The organism is Alloscardovia macacae (assembly GCF_002259705.1).
Lineage (GTDB): Bacteria > Actinomycetota > Actinomycetes > Actinomycetales > Bifidobacteriaceae > Alloscardovia > Alloscardovia macacae.
On record NZ_MWWT01000008.1, the window covers coordinates 190,145 to 207,525 of the forward strand.

The following is a 17,381-nucleotide window of genomic DNA, read 5'->3' on the forward strand; positions in this document are numbered from 1 at the left end:
TGAGAGTGTACACTACTTACCCACCTCAGCGCAAGCGCGACACGCCATATCCACGAAACTTCGCACTGACCGCTCGAGCGAATACTGCTCTCGAGCAGCTGCAGCATACCGCGGACCCCACGCGCGCAGCTCATCCGGATGCTCCACCCACCAGTCGAGCTTCGCGGCCAGTTCGTCCACATTCCCCCACTCGTACGCGCTCTGCTCGCACAGCGCAAACTCGCTCGCCGCGCTCTGCTCAGCCCTCGCTACCACCGGCACCACACCCGTAGCCATCGCCTCGATGACGGATATCCCCTCGATGTCCGCACTCGAACAGTGCACGAGCAGATCCGCGCTGGCCAGAAACGCGGGCATCTGCTCATGCTGCACGAATCCGAGCGACCACTGCCCTGGCTCGAGCATCGTTTCGGCAAACTTCCGCAGTTCCTCCTCGCACGGACCCGCGCCCGCGATGTTCACGTGCACATCCTGCTTATGCCTCATTTTCGAGACCGCGTAGATGAGCGCGTCGTGCCCCTTTTCCGCGCTCAGCCGCCCGGATGCCGCGACGATAAACGGCGCCGTCCGCACCGTGCTCGTCTCGCGTTCGCGGAACAGCTGGGCATCGTATCCGTTCGAGAATACTGTCAATTTCTGCGTATACCCATTTTTCTCCAGCTCCCGCTTTTCCATCTCACTGGGTACATGGATGAAGCGGACATGCTGGTAGAACGTGTCCCAGAAATACCGGTAAATGATATGCTCGATGTTCGGCACGATTTTCAAGAATGGAGCACTGGCCACGATATTCTCCGGCTGCACGTGGAATCCCGCCGTTACGGGGATACTCTGCGCGAGGCAGTACTTCAAAGCCGCCTGACCGAAGTCAAACGGCATATAGATATGCACGAGGTCTACGCCGTCGAAGGCCCGCGCGAAAAGCTCATCATCCGGCTCAGCGAAAGCTATCTGGTGAGGCCTCGCATAGCGCGTGACCATAGGAATATTCTTCTCTCGCGCTGCATAGCGCGGATCTGGAGCGCCTATCCCTACGAGGCGCGCTTCATGTCCCTGGCGCTCGAGCTCTGCGGCGAACTGTGCAGCAGAATTCGAGGTACCATTCCCTGCGTGGCCGAGTGTATCGACGACGAGTGCCACAGTGTATTTTCCACGAACCATTTTCTGTAATCTTTCTTTCTGATTATCTTAATTTATTTTGACATTTCACTTAATTATCATCAATCAGATAATCCATCAATTACTCAAATTTTTGCCTTTTATCGACAGAAAAGTATCTCTTGTAACCACACTTTTCAGCTCACTATCTGTTTGACTATCTGCTGTCACAGGTATTGAATCACAGTTCATAGCCGAAAGCATTCCAGGAATACAATTAGCACCAAGAATATCTGGAGTTTTAATAGTTGCAATTTGAATTAAGTTCATGGGATTAATACCACAATCAGCGAGAAGAGCAAGCTCTTCAAGTAATCCATATCCAGGAACGACTGCCAACTGAGGCGCTTTTGAAGCAGGTAAAAAGTTCACTCCTCCTATCGAAGCCTCCCGTATCCACTTCATAAGCCTATCCCATCCTTCTTCTAAAAGATGACGTTCCTTATTCGTTGGTTCTCTCATACCAGAATGTTTTTCCAACGCTCTTTTCCCCGCCAGATATCCCGTAGCTTGTCGCATTTCATAAAGATAGCGAGAATGAGGAATGATATCTGCAAGTTCTTCAAGATGTGGCGCTTGTAAAGCTTCCTTAACGAAAATGGAACGTCTTAATGCTATTAACCCCGTACATATGCCAATTCCGGATTGAGATAAGCTATCAGTAAGCTCTCGAAACATAGTATCACTTGCTTCTGCGACAGCGATAAGGACGCTCATCGGCGAGGTCTTATTAGGGAACAAGGATGCTATTCCATCAATAAGCTGTATATCTCCATTCTCAGCTGCTTTTCTTACAGCACTCCCGCGGCCACAAACGCGCACACCTTTGGGAGCAGCTACTTCTCTAACCGCTTGAAAGAATTCTGGTGTAGACGTTCTTACCCCTAGCCATTCCTCATGAATCAATGCGCACAACGAGATAATCTCATCGAGTTGAGACATCTTATTAACATAGATTTCACTGCGATTAAGAGGTGGCAAATCAGTTATACTAATCGTTCCACCGATATTATTTATGCTGCTATTGACACTAGCAAAGCGCATTTTCGCCGGCACTCCAGAACCTAGATCGCGAAGACCTCCCACGCCATAACGTTCGCAAAGTAAAGCGATGCGAGCACTATCTTGAACTAGATCAGCTCGTAAATCCTCAACGTATCCTGAAACTGCACACGATGCATCAACAAGTAGATGATGCGAAACCGTAATCATCTATATTCCCCCACCGATTCCATAAACTGTTTTGCTACAAGATATTGATACCCCAGATGTAATAAAAAAGATGCAAACGCCCCTCCGATAATTGCAACTACACCAAGCATTAAGCCAAGTATAGTTTTACCAATAATAGCTGGAACTCCAAATGCTATATGATTAATCCCATAGAAAACTGCCTGCACAAGAAGAATGGTAATTACACTCTGATGAACTGCATGCATTCCCCCTAAAAGAAATACACCTCTATAAAAAAATTCCTCTCCAAAACTAGATACACCAGACAGCCACAGAAAAATGAACCGCTGATGCGCTAATTGCGCAACCGAATCCATTGCTTCCGATCTCCCTATTACCGGCATATACAAGAATGTAAGATTTTTACTTATATGCTTCTTATACCATAGTTGCGTAAGCCATGCCTCAATCCAGAACGCAAGAGGAACTATAACTATGCCACAACTCACTCCAAGCAATATACTCAACCATGACGGTTTCCAGTTGCCATAAATCAACCAATTAAACCTAATATGCATGAGGAAAAACAGATAAAAAGATACCAAAAAAGTAACACAGCCGAGAATAATAGGGCTAAGAGCTACTACTTTTCGATTCTCTTTTATCCTCATAGTAAGGCCAACGCCCGAAATCGTCATTACCATTGCTATAAACAATGCCCCACTTATAAGTAGATGGAATTCCATAGCAGCATTACCTTTGAGCACCACGAGCCAGTAGGGGAATTGCAGGTTCACCTACACCAGCTATAATTGATACATATTGATCCAACCCGTCATACCCTAACAACCCATTGATAGAATCGTCAAGAAAACCTGCCACTGCACAGCAACCAAGTTCCATAGAGCAAGCCGACAGATAGAGACTCTGAATCGCAGCTCCCACATCTATATGCGCCATACGATATCCCCGGGTATGGTACTTCCACGTAAAAGCATGAGCATTATTAACTACAACCACAATAATTGGAGCATACATAAGCCATTCCGATTCGAATGTAACATCCTGTAGAGCGAGACGCATATCTCCACTAATGATTGGCTCTAATGCATGACCAACCTGATCATATCTGTAGTATCCGCAAGGAATACTCTCAACATTTTGGACAACGATACCTATATCAAATGACGACAACCCACCCATTGAAGGATATGGATAAAGTGGAATATCTCTTATTCCATATCCATCCTCACACCCATTCTTACCAAAGCTTCTTTTCAGCAATGTAGAGAAGCTTTCTATACTAAGCGGCCTTGCTAAATAATCGCGTATAGAGCGACGTGATGCTACTACATCATCAAAAGCTACATCTAAGCTCATATCGATAATCGGAAGATTAATCCTGTCTGGAGATGTAGAAGCTCTGTATCTAAGAATCCTCTCTCGCGTCATCTGCATACTGACATGTTCTGCAGAGAAAAACTCATTCACAGATCGAGCAAATAATCGTTGTATGATACGGCACAATGTTACCTCACCTATACGAGACTCACTAACTTCTCGCATGGATTCTATGAATTCCTTTACGGATGTCAATTCCTCCGGTTGACAATTAGAAATTTGCGAAATTATCTCATTCCGAATTGACTCCGATAACTCCATATTAGACATAGTTATTATCCTTAAACTTGTAAAATCAATAATAAGTCATACAACTTCAGGTAGAATAGAAAGCAATGCTACTGCGGCTCTATCTACTCCGTCAGCATTAACAGCCCTATTTATCACACTGCTATTAAAATGCGAATCAATGAGCGGCTTCCTGTGCAACGCCATGGCATTACTCGCTATCACTCCAAGAATCATTCCTGCACTCTGCATCATAGAACGTACAGCTTGCACGCCATCTGTGTATCCCATGCGTACATGTGAACCAACCAATATGAGAATAATGCTGTCGCGCAAGTCTTTCTCTACATAGAGAAACGAACTTTTTATCTGATCTATAAAATCCGCATCTACAATCTGCTCAAAAATTGCCCCAGGCTTTCCAGGTACTTGTCTCCATAACTGATCTTCGACTAATACGAGTAAATCTATCCCATAGAGCGCCTGTACTACTACTGGGTTTTCCCATGCTGGCCTAAGGATATCCCAAAAAGCGTCATCCGTATTTTCCCATAATCGAAGCCATCGCGTACCTTTAGTTTTCTCATATCCCTCTAACGCTGTTGCAAAGAAATACTCCCTAATTGTGTTCATTTCTCGAGGAGTTGGTAGCCGTTTAAGATCAGAATCCGTGAATTCTGAATTCAACAAATACATCTCCGACACTGATCCTTCAGCCGATCCTAGCCTAGTCGTGGCTACCTCAATAACATCTGGATCAAGTTCACAAACCGTTACGGGAGGAATAAGGGTCTGCTCTAGAATACGATACATATGCTCAGGATGGAGCTCATAACGTAATGTCATAACAATACTTCTTCTATAGGAATGGGCTACGAATATCTGGACGGTTTTCAGAGCATGCCGGACAGCGGACTAAACGTACTGCACGCTGACGAATTATTTCCATTCTGTCGAGATCAATACGAAGAAAGTGCCCTTCTAGATAGGACCCTAATCCTAATGCATACTGAACTATCGACGAGGTCAAGTAGGAAGCCGCAAGAGAGGTGACGAAAAGTGGGATTTGAGTAGGTATTTCTGCAGCGCCATTCATCTTCGAATATAAATAATCAATCTTCATAGAACGCCCAGCTTCTTCTATAACATCAAAATCATGGTAGCAACCCGTCTCTTGCGGAATAAATAAGGGACCAATTACTAACTCAGGACCATCCATATATCCACCATGCCAAACTGCATTATAAGAAAGTGCATACTCATTCATGTCATAGAACAAGCCTATATTTGGACTATCAGCGACGCATAAAGTAAAATCTGCTGGGCATTCAGTAACGTCAATTTCTGATTGTAATTTGACTATAACTTGTTTCCCCAAGGCATCGCTAACTAAGCGAAAACTTTCCTCTGCGAGTTTCCCACTACCAATAATATTCAGAGTACGTATCAAACAAGATTGAACTCCATATCCGGCTACAAAAAATCCAAAATCAGCATCAGTCTTCGGGACGAGAACACCTCCATCTACAAGTCCTGTAATCAAATCTGAGCAGTCCTCTTCAAATTCTTCCTTGACATTTTTAATCGTAGCTCCAACCTCAAAAGCACGCATAACGTCCGATAATATACCTCGCTTTTGCGTATCTGTGAGGCGACGAGACGCACGCCCCCGACTTCCAAAGCGTACTATTATTTCATCATTAGTCGATCTAATGAGTTTTACCGCAGGATTACATATATACACCACATTTGAATCAATACTCATTTTATTTTATCCTTTCTTCTAAAAGTGATTATTAATAGATTGTCGCCATGCATAGAGCGCTACAGCCACAAGCAAAAGACCAGTTACCCCCGTATAAACAGACCATACAATATATTTCCCGTAGAATAAGGAAGTTACAGCTCCATAAAATGTCAAAGCTCCATACACGCAAGAAGATAAGAATCCCAGCTTAGGTATTATCTGAAGAAATACCATACTCGAAACCACAAAAGCAAAAGCTATAGCTAATGTATAAGCCTCTGTCCGAGGAACCCATCTCCACTGCCCCAATTGAGCATATGCTGCAATGCCTATACTCATTAGCTTGAGTGAGAGAACAATATATATGTATGTTAACATTGATACGTGTCGAATTTTCATTTCGCCTCCTCATGGGTATGGTAATGGGTTTGTTTCTAAGTCATCAAAAGACAAATCATATTCTGATTCGCCCATTTTTCGGCGAAAGATTGAATACCGTTCATGGCCAAGCATTTGCATATTCGGCGGAAACGCAGGCACAAGTTCAGGAATGAACACTTTTGTCAAAGCAATACTCTCGAAATTAATCGGCGTTAAATCGAATGCGATAGGAGTCAGATTCGATGTACGGCAAATCTCTAGAGCTGCTTCAAACTCATCAAGCTCTGAAAGCTCAGTAGGTAATTCGCTCAGCATCACTTCCGGTATTTCCGAATCTCGTAAATACCAATCTAGTTTCTTTTGATTATCTGAATATCCGTAGAACGGCACCACTTGAATAAAATTATCGAAATCATCATTGTCGGCTTCTTTGTGGATTCCGAATAATCTATTAAAACCATGTACGAGTCTCCAGTTAGGCGCTATCAGGGGGATACGCACCATTCTTTCAGACTGTACAAGCTCAGCAATTGCGCTTCTTATTGCCTGCTCAGGAGTTACCCCTACTCCACCACCTGCCAGATAACAATACTCGTCCAAATCCTTCTCTACAGAAATAGCGGTAACAACAGTCACACCTTTGCAATCAGTTCTATGCGCATAAAAAGTAATATCAGTTCCTGCACGTTTTGCACTTTCAAGCCATCGTTCAATATCACGATCTCTTAATTTACGATCAAATCGAATAGGCCTAGGTGGAATCTTACAAAACCAGGAGAGATTCGCTGCATCTCGCTCAATTAATTCAAGAATCCCATGAGCAAGGGAAGCACAAGAATTACGATGAGTTGCCAATCCTCCTGAACTAGATACCCCTATTCGAGCTTCCCCAGTCTGACGAATGTAAAATAAGTGGATCAGTTGCGATGGAACATAAATCTCATCGCCATTTAACAAGTTAGTTCCTTTAATCCATAAAAGCTTAGCGTCTTTTTCCCATACCTCACAAAGAAAATTAGGATTTTTAAACTGCTCCATCGCAAATAACTTCAGTTCGTCTGGCCCTATGAATTTCTTTCCATCCCTATCTAGATCATTTACAGATGCCCATTCCTCATCATTATTCCTACGCAAATCGAGTGATGAAAATGCTCCAATCATTCGTTCGATTGCTTCACCTAATGACGATAAGACGGAGTCTTCCATACAAAGACCTTTTCCACCTCCATAAATATCTCGGTCCAATCCAGCTGGCAATGACGGTAACCCCGTAATCCGCCGAAGCACATGATCAAGAGACATCGCCGTAGCTGAACCCTGATATCCGTTAAAGCCAATTCCTGGTCGTAAAGACGTAAGCACAGTTTTAATCTCACCGAAAGGACTATACGTTTCTAACATATCTTTAACAGAGTCCCACTCATGATTAGTATGTTTACTTTTGAGCCATGGGATATCTCTGTTGTATTCTGTTATCAATAAGGAGCTAATCTGACTCTCTTTACCTAAAATGAATGAACTACTACACATATCTAATCCGTTCTACTCCAATTCCTTGTCCCCACAATTGTGAAAACGACTGAAACTATTATCATAAATATAATCTTCCAAAAAATTGCTATCGATATTGGCGTACTTGTATACGCATCAACTAGTGCCTCAAACCAAATTTTCAGAGGATTCCACTCTAGAATCTTCTGTATTATCGAAGGCAATGCTTCTAACGGAGCAGCAGCCCCAGATCCGAAGAACAGCACAAAAAAGATGGTAGCAGTTAGCACATTAACTGTCCGCTGCCCTAGTCTCAGCGTTCCAAGACAAAAACCCAAACCGCACAAGAATGAGATAAAACACGCGTATAATATAACGAACTGAAGTGAAAAAAATTCAGCGCGGACCCCATGCTGAAGTTGGACAACAATTATAATTATGCTAGATGCAAGAGTAGTCAGTGTTAACATTGCAAGTACGATAGCAATCCCAAACGATATTCCCGATAAAGGCAGGACTCTGTATCTCTTATCAACTTGTCGTGATCTCAATTCAGCAATATACGTTGGAAGTCCCATAATGAGCAAATTAGCTGACACAGTTCCAATTAAACTCGGGAACATCATATCTATAAACTTTACTTGCGTATGCGGTATTATCTCTTCTGCATATGGAACCCCTATGAACAAATAAATTACAAGAGGAAAAGCTAGAGAGAAAAAGACAGCCATCGGTTCTCTAAAAAGAAGAATAATTTCTTGTTTATACCATATCCAAAGTACTCTTAACCGTGGTCCATAACCTTGAGTGTCATTCATCTCCAAATACCTCGATATCACATTTCCATTCCAGTATTTACAGTCAGTACATCTTCAAGTCGAGCCGAATCCAGAAATACATCAATTACATCAGACTCGTCCCTGATAAGTTCGCATAACTGATTCACTTTTACTTCGTTTCCTATTGCCGTTATAGACATACCAGACAACTTATAAGACAAGCCTGATTCCTCAAAAAGCATAATAATTCGTTTACTAGGATTGATGATATTGATCCGCTTATATTCCCCTAATCTTGCAATCACATCCTTCACTCTTCCTTCGAAAGAAATCTTTCCTTCTTTCATAACCATTAATACATCAGCAAACATTTCTGCTTCAGATAAGTTATGCGTAGTAGCAAGAATCGCGCTTCCTTCGGACCTCAGACATCGAATAAAATCCCAAATGACAGCTCTACCTTCCGAATCTATTCCAGACGTAGGCTCGTCTAACACGAGAAGAGCAGGCTTTCCTATAGCTGCGCACAAAATGTCAAGGCGACGACGTTGTCCTCCAGATAAGTTATCAACTATAGTATCGAGATACATATCCACGCCAAGCATTTCAGCCATTGGCTCCCAGTCAGCAGGTCTAGCATACAGACACTGTGTAGCTCTAATTACTTCTTTAGTTCTTATCCGAGAAGGAAAAGAAGAAGACTGTAATTGTACTCCTGTATATAGTCTATGTGTTCCGCCAGGTACCACTGAAGAATCTAAAATTGTCGCTTTTCCACTGGTCATAGAGCGCAATCCAACAAGCATCTCCAGCATCGTAGTTTTACCAGACCCATTTGGTCCAACTATTATAGTCGTAGTACCCGAATAAAGATTAAACGAAACACCATCTACTACTTTAATACCAGAGTAAACTTTAACCCCGTTTGACATTGAAGCAATTAGTCCATCGCTTCTCATTTTCTCTTTAACCATAGTCCGTACATTTCATCTTCGAGATATACATTTTAAAATGGTTAATGGTAGCACTAAGTACAAAGCACTACCATCAACCAATCACAAATTAAATATATTAATCCAGCACCAACAACAGCACGAACAACACCAACCGCCCGGCGCCACAGCCGACGTTGCTGCAAAATGTTTCTCCTCTGCAATGGATATACTCTCCATGGGAGGCTCCTTTCTCAAGAAGCAACGTAGTTCACATTAAACTACACCATCAGTATATATCAAAAGTCAAAGAACACAAAATCTTACTGATTTTCTAATCATGTGCAGTCTATCATTCGGTCTTATTCCATTAAACACACTCATCGTATGATTTCGCATCTGTCCAGTACCCCTCACATGGCAGAATAGAAGCATGACTACACAGCCAGTTTCCGCGCATCTCGGCGCCCCCTACTCCACCTTACGCGAAGACTCCACCCGTATTATGCTCCTGGGCTCAGGAGAGCTCGGAAAAGAGATAGCTCTCGAAGCTATGCGGCTCGGTGCGTATGTCATCGCCGTAGACTCCTACGAGCATGCTCCGGCACATCATGTAGCACACGAATTCCACGTCATCGACATGAGTCACGAGGAGACTCTGTCCGCTCTTATTCGCGAAGTGCAGCCAGATATCATCGTTCCTGAAGTGGAAGCTATAGCGACTTCTGCCCTCACTGCAGCTCAGCGCGACCAGCACATTCAGGTGGTTCCGAGCGTATCCATCGCGCAGATTTGCATGAATCGCGAGGCTCTGCGCGTTACTGCCGCCGAAAAGTGCGGCGTTCCTACTACGCCGTACCGTTTCGCGCAGTCAGAAGAAGAACTGCTCGACGGCGCACTCGAGGTAGGATTCCCGTGCGTCATTAAGCCTATTCTCTCCTCGTCTGGTCACGGCCAGTCTGTGGCACACAGCCCCGAAGACATTCCAGCATCGTGGCGTCACGCACAGGAAGACCGCCGCACGGCAGGAGACGGCACAGTCTCCCGGGTTATCGTGGAAGCTTTCGCGCCACTGGATTATGAGCTCACCATTCTCACCGTCTCGTCCAGCGCTGGCGTGGTCACCTGCCCGCCGGTAGGCCATGTGCAGAAGGATGGAGACTACCGAGAGTCCTGGCAGCCAGCCGTTATAAAACAGAGCACGCTTGAGGAAGCACAGCGCGTGGCGCGCGCGGTAGTCGAGCAGCTCGTCGCAGATGCTCAGGCTGTGGGCGAAAAAGGCTGGGGCGTCTTCGGCGTGGAGATCTTCGTCCTCACGGATGGCCGTGTCCTCTTTAATGAGGTCTCTCCTCGTCCGCATGATACAGGCATGGTCACCATGATTTCGCAGAATCTCAGCGAGTTTGCTCTCCACGCCCGCGCCATCCTCGGCATTCCGGTCCATGCGAACGACGTGACACTGCGTGATGCCTCACGCGCCTACGCCAGCCGCGCTGTAGTCGTGGAAGGAGAAGGAGAAGTGATTTTCTCGAATCTTCCGGAAGCACTCAGCACTCCAGGCACTGACCTGCGTCTCTTCGGAAAACCAGAAGTGCATGGTCACCGCCGCATGGCTGTCCTCCTCGCGAGCGCGGAGAGTGCGGATGAGGCTCGCGAGAGTACGGCACATATGCTCGAGACGCTGAACATTCAGGTCCGCTAGAGCGCGGCACGAGCAGAGGCTGCTTGTACCGTGGACTGAGTAGTCTAGACAGTACTACAGCGCACTGCTCGTGCATCACCCAGGGTGTCTTTCGCGTCGCCTTATGACGGCTGAAAGATTCCCGAAAATTGCATCCCGCAAGAAAGGCCGTCTCCATGGAAAAGCGCGAAAAACTCTATGAAGGTAAGGCGAAAAAGCTCTACGCTACAGACCATCCGGACGTACTCTGGGTCGAGTACATGAACCAGGCCACAGCTGGAAACGGCGCGAAAAAGGAGCAAATAGACGGTAAAGGGCGGCTGAATAACCGCATCACGTCTGTCATCTTCGAGGAGCTGCGCTACCGCGGCATCGCCAGCCATTTCCTGAAGCAGATCAGCGAGACGGAACAGCTGAACCGTCACCTGACCATGTTCCCTCTCGAGATCATCGCGCGGAACATCGCAGCCGGCTCGTTCGCGAAGCGTTACGGCATGGAGGAAGGAACGGTGCTGAGCCGTCCCGTCGTCGAGTTCTGCCTGAAGAATGACGCTCTGGGAGATCCGTTCATTAACACGGATGACGCTATAGCGCTCGGCATCGCGACTCCAGACCAGCTCGACATCATCCGCGCGAAGGCTCGCGAAGTAAACCACGCGCTCACCGCCATGTTCGCGGATATAAATGTCACTCTCGTGGACTTTAAGATAGAGATGGGCGTCACCTCAGACGGAACCATCCTGCTTGCTGACGAAGTCACGCCAGATACCTGCCGTCTGTGGGATAAGGCGAAGACGAGTGCCGGGCACATCGAGCGCCTCGATAAGGATATCTTCCGAAAAGATCTCGGAAGCATCATCCCAGCGTATGAGGAGATCCTCGAGCGCCTCGAGAAGCTGAACGCTGCTCACCAGTTCACCGAATAATGCATGATGCCGGCCACTGTATACCAGTGCGCCGGCTTATTTTTTGCCCCTGTATCGGCTTACGTCACCCCACAGACGTCCCCGCCCCCACTCCTCGCCCACCCCATCCGAGAAAATTACAGAAGAAAAGGACTGCCATGGTATACCGCGTTCTCGTCGAAAAGAAGCCAGGATACGACGTCCACGAGCAGCAGCTGCTCAGCGAGCTCACTCACATCCTCGGCGTCACGAGCCTTACAGCTCTGCGCGTGTTCAAGCGTTATGACGTCGAAGGCATCTCTCAGGAGCTCTTCGAGACGACCATCTCCACTGTTTTCAGTGAGCCTCAGGTAGACCGTACGTATCCAGAGCTGCCTACCGAGGTGACAGAGGGTGAACGCGCAGCGCGCGCGCTCTTCGCTGTAGAGTACCTGCCTGGCCAGTTCGACCAGCGCGCAGCCTCGGCCAGCGAGTGCATTCAGCTCATTAGTCAGGGCGAGCGCCCGGCGGTGCGTTCCTCCACCGTGTATGCACTCTATGGAGACGACCTCACAGAAGCAGACATCGACGCCATCCGTTCCTACGTCATTAATCCTGTGGAAGCGCGCGAAGCTAGCCTTTCTCGCCCTGAGACTCTCACCCAGCGCATCCCTGAGCCTGAACCTGTAGAAGTCATTACTGGCTTCCGTCGTTTTAGTGATGAGCAGCTCAGCGCTTTCATCGCGGAGCGCGGACTCGCTATGGACCTCGCAGACATCCAGTTCTGCCAGACGTACTTCACGCGCACCGAGCAGCGTGACCCGACCATCACAGAAATCCGCGTCATCGACACGTACTGGTCGGATCACTGCCGCCATACCACGTTTAATACCGAACTCGACGACGTGCAGATAGATGACGAGACTGTACTGGAGGCCTTCGAAAAGTACCTGGCCATGCGCCACGAGCTGGGGCGTGATGCGAAGCCAGTCTCTCTCATGGATATGGGCACGCTCGGTGGGCGTTATCTGAAAGCGAAGGGCATCCTGAAGAACCTCGACGAGTCCGAGGAGATAAACGCTTGCACCGTAAAGGTGACCGTGGATGTGGACGGCGAAGAGCGCGACTGGCTCTTCCTCTTTAAGAACGAGACGCATAACCATCCTACGGAGATCGAGCCATTCGGCGGAGCAGCCACCTGCGTGGGTGGCGCCATCCGCGACCCACTCTCGGGACGCTCGTACGTATACCAGGCCATGCGCGTCACGGGTGCGAGTGACCCGCGCGTGCCAGTGTCTGAGACTCTGGAAGGAAAGCTTCCTCAGCGTAAGATAGTCACCACGGCAGCTGCGGGATATTCCTCGTATGGGAACCAGATAGGCCTGGCCACCGGTCAGGTCCACGAGCTGTACCATCCAGGATATGTGGCCAAGCGCATGGAGATAGGTGCCGTGGTGGGTGCTGCTCCTCAGGAGAATGTGCGCCGCGAGGTTCCTTCACCAGGAGACGTGGTCGTCCTGCTCGGTGGCCGCACGGGCCGCGACGGCATCGGTGGCGCGACGGGCTCGTCGAAGTCACATAACGTCGAGTCCATCGAAAAGGATGGCGCTGAAGTCCAGAAGGGTAATGCTCCTGTGGAGCGTAAGCTTCAGCGTCTCTTCCGCCGCACAGATGCGTGCCGTCTCATCAAGCGCTGTAATGATTTCGGCGCAGGCGGCGTGTCTGTGGCCATCGGTGAGCTGGCAGACGGCGTGCGTGTGGACTTGAACGAGGTTCCGAAGAAGTACGAGGGCCTCGACGGTACAGAGCTGGCCATCTCGGAGAGCCAGGAGCGCATGGCTGCAGTCCTCGCGGCTGAGGACGTGGACGAGTTCCTCGGCTACGCGCGCGAGGAGAATCTCGAAGCGGTTCCTGTGGCGCGCATTACTGAGGACGCACGCATGGTCATGGAGTGGAACGGCGAGGCTATCGTGGACCTCAGCCGTGAGTTCCTCGCCTCGAATGGCGCAGCGAAGCATCAGAACGTGCATGTTCTGTCTGCTCAGGCGGTCCGCGAGCCGTGGGCGAAGGACGCCGAGTCCTCGCACACGTCCTCGGGCTCCTCCTCCCTCAGCGCGTCTCTCGCCGAGCGCTTCACTCGCCTGGTGAGCGACCTGAACGTCGCGTCGAATAAGGGACTCTCGGAGCGTTTCGACTCGACCATCGGCGCCGGCACGGTGCTCATGCCGTTCGGCGGCGCGCATCAGCTCACTCCATCGAGCGCTATGGTGGCGAAGTTCCCGGTCGATGGCGAGACGACGACGGCTTCTGCCATGGCGTGGGGCTTTAATCCGTTCATCATGGAGAAGAACCAGTATACGGGCGCGTATCTGTCCGTCGTCGAGTCCGTGGCGAAGCTCGTGTCCGCTGGTTTTACCCGCGAGAAGGCGTACCTGAGCTTCCAGGAGTACTTCGAGAAGCTGCGCGACGAGCCTGCACGCTGGGGTAAGCCTACTGCCGCTGTCCTCGGCGCGCTCATGGCACAGGTGGACCTCGGCATCGCGGCCATCGGCGGTAAGGATTCGATGAGCGGCAGTTTCGAAGACCTCGACGTTCCGCCTACCCTCGTGAGTTTCGCGGTATCCACCGGCCACGTGGACCGCGCTACCTCGCCGGAGTTTAAGGCCGCCGGGCATCGCGTGGTGCGTCTGCTGCCTCACTATGGCGCGGACGGCCTGACCCCGGATGCGCGCAGTTTCGCGGCTGCGTCCGCTGCTGTGGAAGACCTCGTAGGCGAGCGCGGCGTTCTGGCTGTATCCACGCCGGGCTACAGCGCCACGGCGGGCGCTCTGTTCCTCATGTCTGTGGGCAATTCCTATGGTCTGCGCCTCAGCCCTAGCGTCGAGGTAGACTCCCTCTTCCGCTACGCGTATGGAAGCTACATCCTCGAGCTGGCCGACGGCGCTAAGGTTCCAGAATCGAATCTGTACACTGTGGAAGAGCTCGGCCAGACCACCGCCGAGTACACCTTCGCTACTGCAGACGAGAGCGTAGACCTCGCCCAGCTTCAGGAAGCGTGGGAAAGCGGCATGGAGTCCGTCTTCCCGTACCGTACGAAGGGCGAGCGTGAGAGTGTCCCGCAGATATCCTCGGACGCACCTCGTCACAGTCATACTCCGGTGAAGCTGGCTCGTCCTCGCGTCATTATCCCCGTCTTCCCGGGGAATAACTGCGAGTATGACTCTCTGCGCGCTTTCCGCCGCGCGGGAGCAGAAGCTGAGACTCTCCTCATTAATAATCTCACCCCACAGGCTGTAGCGGAGAGCACCCATGCTCTGGCTGAGAGCATTCGCAGCGCGCAGATAGTCATGATTCCAGGAGGCTTCTCGGGTGGTGATGAGCCGGACGGATCAGCGAAGTTCATTACCGCCTTCTTCCGCGCTCCAGAAGTGACGGAAGCTGTGCGCGACCTGCTGCAGAACCGCGATGGTCTCATGCTCGGCATTTGTAATGGATACCAGGCTCTCATCAAGCTCGGTCTCGTGCCGTTCGGCGATATCGTGGATATGGACGAGTCCTGCCCTACCCTCACATTTAATGAGATAGGCCGCCACCAGAGCCGCCTCGTGCGCACGCGCGTGGCGAGCACGCTGAGCCCATGGCTCTCCCAGTGCGAAGTGGGAGATACGCATACCATCGCTATCAGCCATGGGGAAGGCCGCTTCGTAGCGCCTCACGACGTGATCGAGACACTCGTAGAGCGCGGGCAGATTGCCACACAGTATGTGGATACACACGGCCAGCCGAGCCTGAACCTCAGCGTAAATCCGAACGGATCCCTGCTCGCCGTCGAGGGCATCACGAGCCCAGACGGCCGCGTCTTCGGAAAAATGGGCCACACCGAACGCAGCGGATACGGACTGTACGCGAACGTGCCGGATCTGAGCTACCAGCCACTGTTCGAAAGTGGAGTCAGCTACTTCACCGCGTAACCGCAGATACGAGAAACGAGGAAAAATGTCAGCAGAAATAGAAGGTCTGCACGAGGAATGCGGCATCTTCGGCGTGTGGGGCCATCCGGATGCCGCGCGCCTGACGTACTTCGGACTGCACGCCCTGCAGCACCGCGGACAGGAAGGTGCGGGCATCGTCAGTAACGAGGACGGACGCCTGCACGGCTACCGCGGACTCGGCCTGCTCTCCCAGGTCTTCAGCGATGACACGCAGATGAGCAAACTGCGCGGAAACGCTGCCATAGGCCACGTGCGCTATGCCACGAGCGGGTCGGGCACGGTGGATAACATCCAGCCGTTCCTCTTCCGCTTCTACGACGGAGACTTCGCGCTCGCCCATAACGGAAATCTCACGAACGGACGCGCTATCCGCCGCGAACTCGAGGAAACCGGAGGTATCTACCACTCGAATTCGGATACCGAAGTGCTCATGCACCTCATCCGCCGAAGCAGCAAGCCCACCTTCCTCGACAAGCTGAAGGAAGCGCTGAATACCGTCCACGGCGGCTTCGCCTATATGCTCATGAAGAATGACTGCATGATAGGCGCGCTCGACCCGAACGGATTCCGGCCACTGTCCCTCGGCCAGATGACGAACGGTGCGTATGTGCTCGCCTCGGAGACCTGCGCGCTGGACATCGTCTCCGCGCGCTTTATCCGGGACATTCAGCCGGGTGAGATCATCATCATTAACGACGAGGGCTACACCATCGAGTCCTACACGGATACGACGCAGAAGGCCATCTGCTCTATGGAGTTCATCTACTTCGCCCGCCCAGACTCGAACATCTATGGCATAAACGTCCACTCGACGCGCAAGCGCGCTGGAGCGCGCCTGGCTCAGGAAGCTCCCGTGGACGCCGACATGGTCATAGGCGTGCCGAACTCCTCGCTGTCTGCAGCAGCGGGATACGCGGAAGAAAGCGGGCTGCCGAATGAGATGGGCCTGGTTAAAAACCAGTATGTGGCGCGCACTTTCATCCAGCCGACGCAGGAGCTGCGCGAGCAGGGCGTGCGTATGAAGCTGTCTGCTGTGCGCGGCGTGGTGGAAGGAAAACGCGTCGTGGTCATCGATGATTCCATAGTCCGCGGCACGACGAGCCGGCGCATCGTCCAGCTGCTGCGTGAGGCAGGAGCGGCTGAAGTCCACATGCGCATCGCCTCGCCACCGCTGCGCTACCCGTGCTACTACGGCATCGATATCTCGCGCACGAGCGAGCTCATCGCCGCTCGCATGAGCGTGCAGGAGATAGGCGAATTCATCGGCGCAGACTCGCTGGCGTATCTCTCTCTCGACGGACTCGTGGAGACCATCGGTATGAAGGAAGATGCGCCGTACGGTGGCCTGTGCGTGGCGTACTTTAACGGCGACTATCCGACGAGTCTAGGAGACTACGAGGAAGAATTCCTCGCCTCCATCACCGAGGAAGATAAGGAGCGTCTCACCCGCTTCGCTCAGGACTCGAGCCAGTACTACGGAAATGAATACACCCAGCACCTCGTGCAGAGGGAAGAACACTAAGAAGTAAGGAGC

At 50.3% G+C, this 17,381-nt stretch carries 13 protein-coding genes; 4 read left to right on the plus strand and 9 right to left on the minus strand.

Annotation, left to right across the window (positions count from 1 at the left end):
• Nucleotides 1-12: 12 nt before the first annotated feature.
• The 9 genes from ALMA_RS06615 to ALMA_RS06655 all read right to left on the minus strand — a co-directional run bounded on the left by ALMA_RS06615 (nucleotide 13) and on the right by ALMA_RS06655 (nucleotide 9,332).
• On the minus strand, nucleotides 13-1,161 hold the full coding sequence (locus ALMA_RS06615; RefSeq protein WP_094726908.1) for a glycosyltransferase: 1,149 nt from the start codon (nucleotides 1,159-1,161) through the stop codon (nucleotides 13-15).
• Nucleotides 1,162-1,236: 75 nt separating this feature from the next.
• On the minus strand, nucleotides 1,237-2,370 hold the full coding sequence (locus ALMA_RS06620) for a hypothetical protein (RefSeq protein WP_148140282.1): 1,134 nt from the start codon (nucleotides 2,368-2,370) through the stop codon (nucleotides 1,237-1,239).
• Nucleotides 2,367-3,077 carry a CPBP family glutamic-type intramembrane protease gene (locus ALMA_RS06625; RefSeq protein ID WP_094726910.1) on the minus strand — a complete coding sequence of 237 codons (711 nt, stop codon included), beginning with the start codon at nucleotides 3,075-3,077 and terminating at the stop codon, nucleotides 2,367-2,369. Before ALMA_RS06625 ends, ALMA_RS06620 begins: the two co-directional genes overlap by 4 nt.
• 7 nt (nucleotides 3,078-3,084) lie before the next feature.
• A complete protein-coding gene (locus ALMA_RS06630; protein WP_094726911.1) occupies nucleotides 3,085-4,002 on the minus strand; it encodes a SagB/ThcOx family dehydrogenase in 918 nt (305 codons plus the stop codon).
• A 36-nt stretch (nucleotides 4,003-4,038) separates the two neighbouring features.
• Nucleotides 4,039-4,806 carry a hypothetical protein gene (locus ALMA_RS06635; protein WP_094726912.1) on the minus strand — a complete coding sequence of 256 codons (768 nt, stop codon included), beginning with the start codon at nucleotides 4,804-4,806 and terminating at the stop codon, nucleotides 4,039-4,041.
• A gap of 13 nt (nucleotides 4,807-4,819) precedes the next feature.
• Nucleotides 4,820-5,725, minus strand: a complete 906-nt coding sequence (locus ALMA_RS06640; RefSeq protein ID WP_094726913.1) for a hypothetical protein — start codon at nucleotides 5,723-5,725, stop codon at nucleotides 4,820-4,822.
• A 390-nt stretch (nucleotides 5,726-6,115) separates the two neighbouring features.
• Nucleotides 6,116-7,618, minus strand: coding sequence for a YcaO-like family protein (locus tag ALMA_RS06645; RefSeq protein ID WP_094726914.1), 1,503 nt, complete (start codon nucleotides 7,616-7,618; stop codon nucleotides 6,116-6,118).
• Between the two features lie 2 nt (nucleotides 7,619-7,620).
• Nucleotides 7,621-8,397 (minus strand): ABC transporter permease, encoded by a 777-nt coding sequence (locus tag ALMA_RS06650; RefSeq protein WP_094726949.1) that lies wholly within the window; start codon nucleotides 8,395-8,397, stop codon nucleotides 7,621-7,623.
• 17 nt (nucleotides 8,398-8,414) lie between these two features.
• Nucleotides 8,415-9,332: an ABC transporter ATP-binding protein gene (locus ALMA_RS06655; RefSeq protein WP_211278346.1), complete on the minus strand. Its 918-nt coding sequence runs from the start codon at nucleotides 9,330-9,332 to the stop codon at nucleotides 8,415-8,417.
• 391 nt (nucleotides 9,333-9,723) lie between these two features.
• Here ALMA_RS06655 and purT point away from each other — a divergent pair, with 391 nt between their 5' ends.
• From purT to purF, 4 genes are all read left to right on the plus strand, one after another.
• Nucleotides 9,724-10,992 carry a formate-dependent phosphoribosylglycinamide formyltransferase gene (purT, locus tag ALMA_RS06660; protein ID WP_094726915.1) on the plus strand — a complete coding sequence of 423 codons (1,269 nt, stop codon included), beginning with the start codon at nucleotides 9,724-9,726 and terminating at the stop codon, nucleotides 10,990-10,992.
• A gap of 155 nt (nucleotides 10,993-11,147) precedes the next feature.
• Complete coding sequence (purC, locus tag ALMA_RS06665; RefSeq protein ID WP_094726916.1) at nucleotides 11,148-11,897, plus strand: phosphoribosylaminoimidazolesuccinocarboxamide synthase; 750 nt, start codon at nucleotides 11,148-11,150, stop codon at nucleotides 11,895-11,897.
• Between the two features lie 137 nt (nucleotides 11,898-12,034).
• Nucleotides 12,035-15,826, plus strand: a complete 3,792-nt coding sequence (locus ALMA_RS06670; protein WP_094726917.1) for a phosphoribosylformylglycinamidine synthase — start codon at nucleotides 12,035-12,037, stop codon at nucleotides 15,824-15,826.
• Nucleotides 15,827-15,851: 25 nt separating this feature from the next.
• Nucleotides 15,852-17,369 carry an amidophosphoribosyltransferase gene (purF, locus tag ALMA_RS06675; RefSeq protein WP_094726918.1) on the plus strand — a complete coding sequence of 506 codons (1,518 nt, stop codon included), beginning with the start codon at nucleotides 15,852-15,854 and terminating at the stop codon, nucleotides 17,367-17,369.
• Nucleotides 17,370-17,381: the final 12 nt, after the last annotated feature.

Coding starts and splice junctions, on each gene's coding strand:
- purF (WP_094726918.1), top strand. CDS start 15,852: ATGTCAGCAGAAATAGAAGGTCTGCACGAGGAATGCGGCATCTTCGGC.
- ALMA_RS06625 (WP_094726910.1), bottom strand. CDS start 3,077: ATGGAATTCCATCTACTTATAAGTGGGGCATTGTTTATAGCAATGGTA.
- purC (WP_094726916.1), top strand. CDS start 11,148: ATGGAAAAGCGCGAAAAACTCTATGAAGGTAAGGCGAAAAAGCTCTAC.
- ALMA_RS06670 (WP_094726917.1), top strand. CDS start 12,035: ATGGTATACCGCGTTCTCGTCGAAAAGAAGCCAGGATACGACGTCCAC.
- ALMA_RS06635 (WP_094726912.1), bottom strand. CDS start 4,806: ATGACATTACGTTATGAGCTCCATCCTGAGCATATGTATCGTATTCTA.
- ALMA_RS06650 (WP_094726949.1), bottom strand. CDS start 8,397: ATGAATGACACTCAAGGTTATGGACCACGGTTAAGAGTACTTTGGATA.
- ALMA_RS06655 (WP_211278346.1), bottom strand. CDS start 9,332: ATGGTTAAAGAGAAAATGAGAAGCGATGGACTAATTGCTTCAATGTCA.
- ALMA_RS06645 (WP_094726914.1), bottom strand. CDS start 7,618: ATGTGTAGTAGTTCATTCATTTTAGGTAAAGAGAGTCAGATTAGCTCC.
- ALMA_RS06640 (WP_094726913.1), bottom strand. CDS start 5,725: ATGAGTATTGATTCAAATGTGGTGTATATATGTAATCCTGCGGTAAAA.
- ALMA_RS06630 (WP_094726911.1), bottom strand. CDS start 4,002: ATGTCTAATATGGAGTTATCGGAGTCAATTCGGAATGAGATAATTTCG.
- ALMA_RS06615 (WP_094726908.1), bottom strand. CDS start 1,161: ATGGTTCGTGGAAAATACACTGTGGCACTCGTCGTCGATACACTCGGC.
- purT (WP_094726915.1), top strand. CDS start 9,724: ATGACTACACAGCCAGTTTCCGCGCATCTCGGCGCCCCCTACTCCACC.
- ALMA_RS06620 (WP_148140282.1), bottom strand. CDS start 2,370: ATGATTACGGTTTCGCATCATCTACTTGTTGATGCATCGTGTGCAGTT.